The organism is Paenibacillus woosongensis, from assembly GCF_009725165.1.
Lineage (GTDB): Bacteria > Bacillota > Bacilli > Paenibacillales > Paenibacillaceae > Fontibacillus > Fontibacillus woosongensis.
Genome location: NZ_WNZW01000001.1, coordinates 797,972 through 810,176 on the forward strand (window position 1 = coordinate 797,972; position 12,205 = coordinate 810,176).

General features: G+C 50.4%; 11 protein-coding genes. 6 read left to right on the forward strand and 5 right to left on the reverse strand.

The window, feature by feature from the left end:
* Position 1 precedes the first annotated feature (1 nt).
* Both GNP95_RS03855 and GNP95_RS03860 read right to left on the reverse strand, forming a co-directional pair.
* Positions 2-169, reverse strand: coding sequence for a hypothetical protein (locus tag GNP95_RS03855; protein WP_155609541.1), 168 nt, complete (start codon positions 167-169; stop codon positions 2-4).
* A complete protein-coding gene (locus GNP95_RS03860) occupies positions 153-1,082 on the reverse strand; it encodes a GNAT family N-acetyltransferase (protein WP_155609542.1) in 930 nt (309 codons plus the stop codon). Before GNP95_RS03860 ends, GNP95_RS03855 begins: the two co-directional genes overlap by 17 nt.
* A gap of 189 nt (positions 1,083-1,271) precedes the next feature.
* Here GNP95_RS03860 and GNP95_RS03865 point away from each other — a divergent pair, with 189 nt between their 5' ends.
* From GNP95_RS03865 to GNP95_RS03880, 4 genes are all read left to right on the forward strand, one after another.
* Positions 1,272-1,949, forward strand: a complete 678-nt coding sequence (locus tag GNP95_RS03865) for a response regulator transcription factor (protein ID WP_330163258.1) — start codon at positions 1,272-1,274, stop codon at positions 1,947-1,949.
* A complete protein-coding gene (locus GNP95_RS03870; RefSeq protein ID WP_155609543.1) occupies positions 1,946-3,325 on the forward strand; it encodes a sensor histidine kinase in 1,380 nt (459 codons plus the stop codon). Before GNP95_RS03865 ends, GNP95_RS03870 begins: the two co-directional genes overlap by 4 nt.
* Positions 3,326-3,474: 149 nt before the next feature.
* A complete protein-coding gene (locus GNP95_RS03875) occupies positions 3,475-4,587 on the forward strand; it encodes an ABC transporter permease (protein ID WP_155609544.1) in 1,113 nt (370 codons plus the stop codon).
* Positions 4,587-5,261 (forward strand): ABC transporter ATP-binding protein, encoded by a 675-nt coding sequence (locus GNP95_RS03880; protein ID WP_155609545.1) that lies wholly within the window; start codon positions 4,587-4,589, stop codon positions 5,259-5,261. The genes GNP95_RS03875 and GNP95_RS03880 overlap by 1 nt, the downstream gene beginning before the upstream one ends.
* 59 nt (positions 5,262-5,320) lie before the next feature.
* Here the strand turns inward: GNP95_RS03880 and GNP95_RS03885 are convergent, their stop codons facing one another.
* The 3 genes from GNP95_RS03885 to GNP95_RS26675 all read right to left on the reverse strand — a co-directional run bounded on the left by GNP95_RS03885 (position 5,321) and on the right by GNP95_RS26675 (position 6,735).
* The gene (locus tag GNP95_RS03885) at positions 5,321-5,791 is read right to left on the reverse strand and encodes a hypothetical protein (RefSeq protein WP_155609546.1); all 471 of its coding nucleotides are present in this window, start codon (positions 5,789-5,791) and stop codon (positions 5,321-5,323) included.
* Positions 5,792-5,883: 92 nt separating this feature from the next.
* Complete coding sequence (locus GNP95_RS03890; RefSeq protein WP_155609547.1) at positions 5,884-6,615, reverse strand: suppressor of fused domain protein; 732 nt, start codon at positions 6,613-6,615, stop codon at positions 5,884-5,886.
* A 27-nt stretch (positions 6,616-6,642) separates the two neighbouring features.
* Complete coding sequence (locus GNP95_RS26675) at positions 6,643-6,735, reverse strand: DUF2569 family protein (RefSeq protein WP_413773728.1); 93 nt, start codon at positions 6,733-6,735, stop codon at positions 6,643-6,645.
* Positions 6,736-7,021: 286 nt separating this feature from the next.
* On the opposite strand from GNP95_RS26675, the gene GNP95_RS03900 reads away from it, so the two are divergent.
* Positions 7,022-11,233 carry a S8 family serine peptidase gene (locus tag GNP95_RS03900; protein WP_155609548.1) on the forward strand — a complete coding sequence of 1,404 codons (4,212 nt, stop codon included), beginning with the start codon at positions 7,022-7,024 and terminating at the stop codon, positions 11,231-11,233.
* A gap of 207 nt (positions 11,234-11,440) precedes the next feature.
* Positions 11,441-12,097 carry a L,D-transpeptidase family protein gene (locus tag GNP95_RS03905; protein ID WP_230873707.1) on the forward strand — a complete coding sequence of 219 codons (657 nt, stop codon included), beginning with the start codon at positions 11,441-11,443 and terminating at the stop codon, positions 12,095-12,097.
* Positions 12,098-12,205: the final 108 nt, after the last annotated feature.

Consider the following 12,205-nt stretch of genomic DNA (forward strand, 5'->3'; position numbering starts at 1 on the left):
TTTAAGTTCCGATGGAGTCCAGCCACAGGATGAGGGCGAACGCGATTTGCAATAAACTGAGCATGCCGAATAAGATCATGATGACGATAAAGATCGTACGCAGAAGCTGTTTTCCAAAGCTCCAGCCTTTATGGCAGGCCTCCCGAAACAGGTTAACGCTGCTCTCCATGCTTTTCCTCCATCTGGGCTATATGGTGCTGGTCATGCGGGATGAAATCCTTCAAATATTGCGCTACGAAAAACGGATGCCCGTCCGCATCTATGTATTCTTTATTGTAGGACTCGTCCGTTAATGACCGGATGGCGGCTATGATCTTCTCTCTGTAGAAAATCGCCTGCTCGGCCAAACTCGTGATGCTTGTCTGTTCGCTGTACAACTGCGCCTTCCGGTTGAATTCATCATAGTCGGTATGCCGAAGGGTCAGCGGCTCCTGTCTATAGATCTTGTCGATGGCATGTTCATAGAAATATTTATCCCACAGCATGATATGGCTGACAACAGCTCGCAGCGTCCATTTACCCGGAGCGACCGGCTGATTCCAATAGAGTTCTTCCCGTTTCTGCAGCTGGACTGCAAAAGCAACCCAATCTTGGAATGCGGCTAATAGCGCGTCCCTTCCATCCTGGTACATCAGTTTCTCCAGGAAGACGAGATTTAACCGCTCATGCACCGGTTCGGTGCGATAAATATGGTATCCGAGCTTCTGATACAGGTACAGATTTCTTTCGCTCCGATGTCCAGTAAACAACTCGAATCTTGCAGTGTGAGCAAATAGCCGCTCAAGCTCCCGAATGAGCGCCGTGCCGATCCCCCGATTCTGGTAATCGGGGTGGACGATGACTTTTCCAATATAACATGTTCCATTACCCTCCCGGGCTCTTGCCGAACCGATAATCATACCGTCCTCCAGAACGGCTTTCAATATCGTACGCGACTGCGATTCTTCTATGAAATCCGCCAGCGTTTGTGTTAACGGCGGGATTTGGTCATCCTGATAAATATGGGCTTCACTCTCGTAAGCCTGATATTGAAGCTGCAAAATTTGCTGTAAATCAGTTTTTTCGGCGGCGGTTATCCTCATGCGCATGGAGCCTCCTTTAATCTTGTTTGGCTTATCCTTATTTTACCATGAATATGCCTGAATAGGCTGCTTTAATCGTGCCTGCATCATCATTTGTGAAAAGATAAGAAGTTGCGGTATATTGGCATCAGTTGGATGATCATTTTACAGCTCTATCTTTCTTAGTTCAAACAAGGAGATGCATAATACGTGATCCATATTCTCATTGCCGACGACGACCCGCATATTCGCGAGCTTGTACGTTTTTATCTGGAAGGGGAAGGCTATTCCGTCGTGGAAGCAGCTGACGGAGGGGAAGCGTCTGACCGCCTTGCCGCCCAGCAGATCCATCTAGCTATCGTTGACGTGATGATGCCGAACAAAGACGGGTACCAGCTATGCGAGGAGATTCGGGAATACTACGACTTCCCCGTAATCCTGCTCACGGCCAAAGATCAGCTGGTCGACAAAGAAAGGGGCTTCGCTGTCGGAACGGACGACTATTTGACGAAGCCTTTTGAGCCGAAGGAGCTTCTATTCCGTATCAAGGCATTGTTGCGCCGTTATCAGATGGTGAACGCCGAGACGATCCGGCTGAATGATACTGTCATCGACCGGCGAAGCTATGAGGTGCACAGCAACGGCAAGCTGTTCATGATCCCCATGAGAGAGTTCGATTTGCTGTCGCAGCTCGCGAGCTATCCGAACCGGATTTTTACGCGGGAAGAGCTGATTCAGCTCGTATGGGGGCCTGATTTCGATGGGGATGACCGCACGGTAGACGTGCACATCAAACGCCTTCGCGACCGCTTTGCGGACAGTCATCGGGACTTCAGCATTACCACAGTGCGCGGCGTAGGCTATAAGCTGGAGGTCGCGCCCCGATGAAATCGCTGTATCTGCGCATCGTCATCACAACGATCTTTGTCATGATATTAAGCTTTCTCATTGCGTTCATCGGCTCCAACCTGTATTATCAGCATCTTCTAAAGCCGTTCAACGATCAGAAAATCACGGCGATGGCGAAGAGCATCAGTACCTTCTACGAGCAGAACCCAGAGCTCGACCCGGCATCCTACTTCAGCCATGTAGGCGAGCTCGGCTACCAGATGTATCTGGTACAGTCCCTGGAGCACGGGAGCTTCTTCGGCGACCCGTTCCGGGAGACGAAGCTGGATGACGCCGCCGTTCAAAGCGTTCTCCGGGGGGAGGAGTACCATGGCGTGTCCAAATTTACAACGGGGCCGTTCGTCACCGGCTTCTTTGACAACGTGCTGATTAATACGGTCGGTGTGCCTCTGCATGCCGGAGACGAGGTTTACGCCTTGTTCGTCAGGCCTAACGTAGGCGTCCTGTTTGGAGAGCTGAGGATTTTTTTCGCCGTGCTGGTCGTTCTTTCGATTCTGCTGAGCATTCTATTCGTCATAGTCAGCACCCGCTACATCGTAAATCCCATCGTGAAGCTGACCGAAGCGACCAAAACACTGGCCCAGGGCAAATACAACATTCAGCTTGAGGTGAAACGACGGGACGAAATCGGCAAGCTGGCCGGAACCTTCATGCAAATGGCCAAAAGTCTGGAGCAGCTCGACCAGATGCGCCAGGAGTTCGTGTCCAACGTATCGCATGAAATCCAGTCGCCGCTCGCTTCGATCCAAGGCTTCTCGCACACCCTTCAGTCGGCGGATTTGCCGGAGGAACAGAGAAGGCGCTATTTGGCCATCATCGAGAACGAGAGCCGCCGCATGTCCCAGCTCGGCAAGCAGCTGCTGATGCTCGCCTCGCTCGATAAGGAAGAAGCGATTCTGGACAAGCAGATGTTCGATGTGTCCGCCCAGATCAGGCAGGTTCTGTTCATGCTGGAATGGAGCTGGCGCGAGAAGGATCTGGCCGTGGAACTCGACCTCCCTTCAGCATTCATAGCGGGAGATGACAAGCTGTTGCATCAGGTGTGGATCAACCTCATCACGAACAGCATCAAATATACAGAGCCCGGCGGCACTATCGCGATCCGCCTGCGTCAGACCGAAACCGAGTGCCATGTGGACATCGAGGATACAGGCATCGGCATTGCAGAATCGGATCTTCCCTACGTGTTCAACCGTTTCTATCGGGTAGACCGGGCCAGGAACCGCAAGGAAGGCAGCAGCGGCCTGGGACTGGCCATCACGCAAAAAATCGTTGAGCTTCATCAAGGCCGCATCGAAGCGGCCAGCGAGCTTGGCAAAGGCACGACGTTCCATGTCACCCTGCCAAGATATTAGAAAAGCATCGATTAACGTAACTCAAGGTAGTCAGACCATCAGCCCCCATTTAGCCGGACATGATCCGTTCATATTCCGTTCATAGAGAACTCTTATAGTTGATTCAGAACCTGATAGACAGACTATAAGAGATAGGAGATGAAGCTGTCATGTTTCTTGCTCTAAGAGAATTGAAACACGCCAAAATGCGGTATTTGCTCATTGCATTAATTATGGTGCTGATCGCCTGGCTGGTGCTGTTTGTATCTGGACTAGCCCAAGGCCTGTCCTCCGATAATGCCTCCTCCATTCAGAACATGAATGCGGATTACTTAATTGTACAAAAAGATTCGGATCACCGCCTGACCCGTTCCACAGTGCCGGAGGCGCAGCTTGCGGAAATCCGCGATTTTGCAGGCGGGTCATCCGCTGCCCCGCTCGGCGTGCAAATGACCGCCGTAACCAAAGCGGGTGAAACAAAGAAGCTTGACGCCACGCTGTTTGCCATCGAAACGGAGGGCATGCTGGCCCCGGCCATCGCCGAAGGCCGAATGGTCGATGAGATTGCGCCGGACGAGGCAGTCGTCGATATTTCTTTTAAGGAGGCAGGTATAGCGCTCGGGGAAGTCCTGGAGGAGCAAATGTCCGGTCAGCAGCTTAAGGTCGTCGGATTCACGAAGGGGCAGTCCTTCAGCCATTCTCCGGTTATCCACGTGAATTTCAAGGTATGGGGCACGATAAAGCCGGCTGTCTCAAGAGGTGGCACCGGCGATGGCCTCCAATATAACGCCGTCGCGCTACAAGCCAGCGCTGCCAAAGCCGATCAAATAAGCGAATCGGTGCCGGGGATCGAGGTCATTACGATGGATCAGGCGCTGCAGGGCATACCCGGATATAAGGAAGAACAGGGCTCCCTGCTCATGATGGTGGCTTTTCTGTTCGTAATTGCGGCATTTGTACTGGCGGTATTCTTCTATGTGATCACCATTCAGAAAATGAACCAGTTCGGCGTCCTAAAAGCGATCGGCGCAAGCTCAAGCTACTTGGCCCGCAATATAATTTCCCAAGTCATAACGCTCTCCGTCGCAAGCCTGGCTGTCAGCATAGGGTTTACCTATGGGGTAGCCGCCATCTTGCCTGCTGGCATGCCGTTCGACCTCAGCCCGCGGCTCGTTGTCCTCTGCTCGGTGCTGTTCCTTGCCGTAGCAGTCGTTGGCTCCTTACTGTCCCTGTACCGGGTTGTCAGTGTCGATGCCATTGAGGCAATTGGGAGGGCTGCGTAATGAACAATAAATTGCTAATGGAGAATATAACCAAGGTATATGGGGATGGGGAAACAACAGTAAAAGTGCTGAAGGAGGTCTCCCTTGCAGTAAAAGCAGAAGAGTTCGTAGCAGTCGTCGGTCCATCTGGAGCGGGAAAAAGCACGTTCCTGTCCATCGCGGGCGCGCTGCTGTCGCCGACTAGTGGACGGATTTCTTTGGGCGGTGAGGACATTACCAAGCTGACTCCTCCCGAATTGAATCAGGTTCGCCTGGACAAGATTGGTTTTGTGTTTCAATCGTCCAATTTAATTCCTTATTTGACGGTGATGGATCAACTGCTGCTCGTTGCCAAGCTGGCCAGAACGCCGCGCAAGATGGCGGAAGCCAAGGCTAAGGAACTGCTGCAGCGGCTGGGACTTGCTCATCGGCGGAATCATTATCCGGACAGCCTGTCTGGCGGAGAGCGCCAGCGCGTGGCCATCGCCCGGGCCTGGATGAACGACCCGGAGATCATTCTTGCCGACGAGCCGACGGCCAGCCTGGATTCCGGCCGCGGTCGGGACGTCGTACAAATGCTGGCAGATGAAGTGAAACTGCATGGCAAAGCTGCCGTTATGGTCACACACGACCAGCGGATGCTGGATCTTTGCGACCGCGTCGTCCAAATTGAGGACGGAAAATTATTCGAATAAATTACGTACCTTCTAGAAAGCCAGACCGTTCTCAAGCATGAGCAGGCGAACGGTCTGGCTTATTGTTCTTCAATGATGGAATGGCCTAGCCTCTTCACCCCTATGGGTCTCGATGTAAGCGGAGTGTACTGAATGGTATAAACCTCGCCTTTCTTGATCCCATTCGGTAGAATGTAATGTACTGTAATTTTGCCAATATGGACTTTATTAAGGAAACTCTTTCCTCGTCCGCTCGACTTTTCAATTTCTGTAACTACTCCGCTTACCTGTTTGGGGCCGCTTACCATTAACAGCCCTAATCCCGCTAACTCACGCAAACAAAAGGAAAGCAGCAATATGGCAAATAAAATATGAAACCACGGCGGGTACTTTTGATTCTTATTCTCATTTTTAGTACTCTTCTTAACTGGTTCAGATTGAGGAGGCAATGGCCCGCTCCCGGCGCTCAGATTCTTAATTAGAATTCCAATAGCCAACAGAATAGCAAAGAATATCAAAATGATTAATGCCCAAAGGTGGAAACGGTCCAAATCAGGACACCTTCTTCTTAATATTAATAAAATCAGTCATCATGATGCTGATGATACTATGGAATCTACTATATATAGCAGAATATAGCAGATTAAAAAATCCAAAACGTTTTTTTGCAAACATTTTTGCGGATCGGATTTAGAATTTCGTTTATTCCCGCCTTTTCCAGTTTAGGATATAAGGCCTCGGCCCCCCGGTTTACCTTCAGTTCCATCTCCTCTTTGTACAAAGGGAGCAGGCTGAAGAAATGCACCTCCTTATCTTCAGAGAAAGTTAACGTAAAAAAAGATTCTATATTATCTACGACCGAAGGCACCGTAAGCATCATTCCCGACAGCATCGTATTGTGCGCATACGGCTCGGCCGGATCGCCGTTCGGGATCGTATGCTCGGCGAATAACCAGGTGTCATATTCATGCGGAAATTTGGCCAGCTGCTTCAGGCAGCGCACCGGCCAATAATGATTCTCGTCCTGGAATGCATCTTCGGTCATCTGCCAGGTTGGCGGCAAACAGATCATCAGCTCGGCGTATTTAAAATTTTCGGCGCCTTCCGGTACAGTCATGGGCAGGTTGCTCATCCCGCAGGTCACCAGCGTATAATAATTCCGCTCTGGAGTCGGGGCTACTATAAAAATATCCACATGCACCAAATCCGAGATGATTTCATGGTATACTCCCTCTATTTTTCCAATATGCGCCTCAATATGCTCTTCAATTCTAGCCATAGCTTCTGCGTCGCCCGAAGCCAGCTGAAACTCCTTCGTACGCGGTCCGTGCCGGTAGATCGGGTAACCGGAAGAAGACTGTTCATTTTTGCTCATCTAATACCTCCAAAAAATATTAAAGAGTTATGTATTTGTATTCACTTCTAAATTTGTAAACGTATTTCGCACGCGCTCTGATTTCAAGAAGTAAGGAATCAAGATCGCGCATCTTGCTATCCTATCAACTTATAGTCAACCCTCCTAATGTATAGTTATTCCATTATATCTGATATTGTGACAAATATATACAAATTACTATTCTTGAAACCTGTTAAAGAGACATGGTAATTATCTATTACTAATGGTAAAATCTTCTTTAGTATTTTTCCCCTATTAAACTAGCAAATATGATGTTTCGTCCATTTAACGTGCGAGGAGGATTGGTACAGGGGCCAACTTAGAGCTGACATCTAATTGAAGCTGGAATTCATATCAAATCTATTAATCAAGTGGAGGGAGTTATTTGAAGAAAAGTCTATGGTTTCGCAAATCATTTGCAGTTATTCTGGCCTTTGCATTACTGATCGGGGCTTTTCCTGGCGGAAGCAGCGCTGCGGCAGTAATTTCGCTTCCCCTGCAAATCAGCGATTTATCGGCTTCAGCCGAATCCGCAGAGACATTCATTTCGCCGCAGATCGATACAAGCTCTCACAGCAAGGTTCGTGTTATTGTTCAGCTCGAAGGACAGCCTGCCGCCGTTGGCAAGTATGCCGCCCGTATGGGCATTCGCTCGCTTGCTGCTGAGGCGACCGAATCTGCAGTGCACTATGAACAGCAGGATTTCCTTAACGAAGTGAAGGACCAAGGCATCGATTTGCAAGTGAATTACCAATACAACACGGTATTAAACGGCTTCGAAGTAACAATTCCTGCTAATGAAATTCCATCCCTTGCCGAGATTCCTGGCGTTAAATCGATCCAGGAGAACAGCACCTGGTATGCTCTTCCGATCGCCTCCGCCATCGCAGCAGATGCAATCAATTATGACGACACTCCGCTGAAGCAAATCGGAGCTGATGCCGCTTGGGCCAAAGGATTAACTGGCAAAGGCCTCAAGGTAGGCGTCGTCGATACCGGCGTAGATTATACTCACCCTGATTTGAAGGATGCATATAAAGGCGGGTACGACTCTTTCTACAACGATAACGATCCTTATGAAGAGATCCCGCTTACTCCTGCTGAAGATCCTTATGGATCCGGGTACGGCGGGACGGCCCACGGTACCCATGTCGCGGGCATTCTCGTAGGTAGAGCGGCCAATACGTCCGCAAACATTACCCAAAAAGGCGTCGCCTACGAAGCCGATCTCTATGCCTACAAAGTGCTTGGACGGGATCTGACAGATCCCGAAACGGCGTCCGGCACTTCCGCCCAGGTTATTGACGGCATTGAACGGGCCGTAAAGGACGGTATGCATGTCATCAACCTGTCGCTAGGCTCAGACGCTGAGAAGAACGTCAACTCTCCGGATGCCATCGCCATTAATAATGCCGTCCTGTCTGGAATCATCGTCGTTTCGGCGAACGGGAATGCCGGGCCAGGGCATTATTCTATGGGTTCGCCCGCAACCTCGCAGCTGGGAATTGCCGTTGGCGCCGTTACGAGCGACAGCAAAATATACTCAGTCCATCTAGACGCTGCTTTGGTAGATCATACTGGAACAGATGCCAGCGGAACCCCTGTCTCGGCGACGGTTGCAACTTATAATATATCCGCCCCCCGTGCCATAGGCTGGGAGAGCGGCAAGGACAATTTGGCGCAGATTCTCGGTGACGTTCCGCATGAAGTAGTATACGTTGGTCTCGGCAGTCTCTCAGACTATGCCAACAAGGATGTTGCCGGCAAAGTCGTTTTGGCCTCGCGCGGCAAGCTTACCTTCACTGAGAAAGTGATTTATGCAGGCATATCCGGTGCCAAAGCGATCGTAATCTTCAATGGCGTCAACGACGGGGATGACGCTGACTTAGATCCTCCTAACGCAGATAGAGACGATTATATCGACACCACGCTTGGCGACAATCCTCTATTTATACCTACCTTTGATGTGAAGGGCGCAGAAGGACGCGCATTAGTCAAAGCGATGATGGAGAACCCGGATTTAGCGCTCCAATTTACTTTTGGAACGGATTATCAACCCTTAATTAGCAAAGGCGATACTTTGGCCAGCTTTTCCTCCTGGGGGCCAAACGCTGATGCCAACTTAAGCATTAAACCGGATGTCATGGCACCAGGTGTAAATATTTTGTCCACTTATCCAGCTTATGGCAAAAGCGATCCAAACGCTTCCTATGATCAGGCATATTTGCGCAACAACGGAACCAGTATGTCTACCCCGTATGTATCTGGCTTAGCGCTCTTGCTCAAGCAGCAGCATCCGGATTGGACACCGTTCGATATTAGGGCTGCTCTTGCTAACACGGCAGATGTAATCAGAGATGAGAATAACGATTTATACGATGTGTACCAGCAGGGCGCAGGGCGCGTCAATGCAAGCAAGGCGACGAGCACGCCAGCATTGCTGCAGGCTCTGGAGCCGATAACGATTCTGGACACCAATTATTCGCCGAAAAACGTCATTAATTATAACTCCTCGGCGAGCTTCGGCATCATTGCTCCAGGAAGTGTCGCCGCCAAAAACCTGCAGCTTAAAAATACGGCGGATTATGATGTAGCCTATGAAGCTTCCATAGCTTGGCACGATGCGGGTTCAGGGGTAAATGTCACGCTTGATAAGACGACGATCACGGCAGCTGCCAAGTCGGCTTCCGTCATTAGGCTCGACTTGACTGTCGCAGACGATGCGAAGGAAGGCTTCTATCAAGGACAGGTCAATCTGGTCAGCGCTGGCATGCCTGATCTTCATTTGCCTTTCACCATATATGTAGGCAGCAAGCTGCCCGAAAATGGGTTCGGAATCCAGGAAGTGAAGCTTACCCATTCGGTTGTTTATCCTAAACGAAGCAGCCAGCAAACCGCAGAGCTTTCTTTCCGATTAACTGCGGCAGACACCAACTATTATGTCGTTGATGTTGTAAGCTTGGAGGATGAGACTTTAGGCTATTTCGCAAGTGATATGATGGATGATCTAAATCAGCGTTTTGCGCCTGGCGTGTATACTATACCGAACATCGGCAGCAAGTATTATCTTTATGACGAGCAAGGTAACGCAACGCTAACTCCTGCTCAGCTCAGTAGCGGAACTTATAAAATATACGTTGTCGCAGCTCAGCTTACATCAAGTGGTGAGTTAGCAAAAAAAGGCGATGAGCCGATTTTATATCAGGGCATTACGTCCTTCCGGGTGGATCTTAGTACGAGCAACACTGGCGGTAGCGGCGGCGGCGGCGGTGGTGGTGGTGGAGCAAGCGGTGCTCCGGGAGCAACTCCTGGCGTGAATCCTGCTCCGGTTACGAACGCGCCGCCTGCTATCCCTGCACCACAAGCTGCCGACATTAGCGCAGCCGCCAGCGCAGTCATCGAACAAGGCTTAAGGCAAGTGGTGATTGCTCCAGTCAACGGTGATGCAAATAGTTCCACGGCGGCTCTTATCCGTGATGATGATTTGAACTCCGTGCTGGAATCGGTCGGCAACGAGACGGCAGCCGTTATCATTCCCGTTCCTGGCAATGATAAACACAGCAGCGAGGTAAGGCTTAACACTGAGCAGATTCAGCTTTTATCCCAGAAGCTGAATGCAAAGAGCACCGTAGTAGTAAGTTTTGAAGGCTCTGCCGTGGCAATTCCAGTATCTCTGCTGAATGGAGCGCCCGCTGGCGCCGCATTAGAAATCATCATTGCGCAAGCAGATTCGGACAAATCTAAATTCGCCGCCAAAGCCGCAGGAGCTGCGGTCATCGGTTCCCCTGCAGCCTTCGAAGCAAACTGGATTTCGGGTTCCGCTAAGAAACCTGTAGAGGTGCCAAGCAGCACATTTATTAAGCGCTCCTTCACGATTTCTGGCAAAATCGGGGCCAATCAGGCCGGCGTGCTCTACGAATCCAACGGAAAGATCCGTCCCGTAGCCTCCGTAGTTAAAGAGCAAGGAGACGGTTCTACGCTAGTTACGGTCAGCCGTCCCGGCTTTTCCGTATATGCTGCTGTCGGACGTTCTGTAGAATTCAAAGACATCGCCAGCTCATGGGCAGCTTCCGATATTACTGCTCTGGCGAACAAGTTCATCATTGAGGGTACCTCGGCGGACACGTTCTCGCCGAATAACAATCTGACGCGCGCCGAGTTCACCTCCCTGCTCGTCCGGTCGCTGGGCTTACAAGCAAGCGGCTCGATCACATTCTCGGACGTGCCCGCTGCAGCTTGGTATGCAGACGATGTGGCGGCCGCATTCGAGGCTGGGCTGATTCGAGGCACGGGCAATGGCAAATTCTCGCCAAATGCCCATGTAACCCGCCAGGAGCTGAGCGCTATTTTGGACCGGGCCTTACAGCTCACGGGCACTGAGCTAAAGACAGCCAATCCTTCGCTTAAAGCTTATAAAGATGAAGCCAGTATTGCAGGCTATGCTGTAGAGAGCGTTAAGTCGCTGTCAGCGGCTGGCATCATTAGCGGCGACCTGGGCGACAACGGTCAGAGCTTCCGTCCAACTGCGCCGACAACGCGCGAGACGGCTGCTTCAGCGCTGCGCCAATTCCTGCGGCAGGCTGGGTTGATTGAATAAGATATTAAATACGTATGCGACAAACTGAAGGAGAGCGAGAAGCTCTCCTTTTTTATGCTATTTTTTTATAGCGGTATGAAAGCAGAACTTTAGCACAAACTACATCTAAATAAATTCTATGGTGAAATGATGACTATAAAACTTACTGCCAGAATCAGCATGCCGCTCAGATCGGCTTTATTCGTTTGTATGCTTATGATTACGGAAATGGTCTTTTGCGGCTGGGGAACCTTCCCCCATTACGTTCAGGCTCATGAAGACCCTTCGCTGCCGATCGTAGCCGACGAAGGGCTGTATACGATTGAGATTTACCCACAGTACCATAAGCTGATTGTCCGGGCACAGGGGGAAAAATTCAAAACGTATCCAGTTGCGGTAGGTAACCCCTCTACGCCCACCCCCGTCGGGGAATACAAAATAATATACAAAGGAACCGATTGGGGGCCTTCTTTTGGCCCTCGCTGGCTGGGGTTGAACGTCCCCTGGGGAACCTATGGCATCCATGGGACAAACAAGCCTTACTCCATTGGGCAGCACTTAAGCCATGGCTGCGTACGAATGCGAAATAGAGACGTCATGGAGCTATATGACATGATTCCGATCGGCACCAAAGTAACGATACACGGGCATGTCCTAGGCAATGCCAAACAGGATCCGAGGGCTTTGGCCGAAGGGGACGTGGGAGGAGAAGTTCAATTGATTCAATCCCGCCTGAAGAGCGCAGGATATTTCAACGGAGTCTGTAACGGTAAATTCCGGTACGATACAAGCGCTGCCCTGAAAAAATATCAACGCGACCATGGCCTTATCCCTAACGGGGTCGTTTCAACCAAAGTTTATGAGTCCCTTGGATTGATAGAGTAATCCACTTGTAAGCTGTGCATCTATAAATGTAATTTCCAAGGGGACCAGCTTTGGTTAGCGGTCATACTAGCGAGCATTTCCCATCTGATATAAAAAGCCCCCCAGGCG

Coding starts and splice junctions, on each gene's coding strand:
- GNP95_RS03855 (WP_155609541.1), bottom strand. CDS start 169: ATGGAGAGCAGCGTTAACCTGTTTCGGGAGGCCTGCCATAAAGGCTGG.
- GNP95_RS03860 (WP_155609542.1), bottom strand. CDS start 1,082: ATGAGGATAACCGCCGCCGAAAAAACTGATTTACAGCAAATTTTGCAG.
- GNP95_RS03870 (WP_155609543.1), top strand. CDS start 1,946: ATGAAATCGCTGTATCTGCGCATCGTCATCACAACGATCTTTGTCATG.
- GNP95_RS03875 (WP_155609544.1), top strand. CDS start 3,475: ATGTTTCTTGCTCTAAGAGAATTGAAACACGCCAAAATGCGGTATTTG.
- GNP95_RS03880 (WP_155609545.1), top strand. CDS start 4,587: ATGAACAATAAATTGCTAATGGAGAATATAACCAAGGTATATGGGGAT.
- GNP95_RS03890 (WP_155609547.1), bottom strand. CDS start 6,615: ATGAGCAAAAATGAACAGTCTTCTTCCGGTTACCCGATCTACCGGCAC.
- GNP95_RS03905 (WP_230873707.1), top strand. CDS start 11,441: ATGGTCTTTTGCGGCTGGGGAACCTTCCCCCATTACGTTCAGGCTCAT.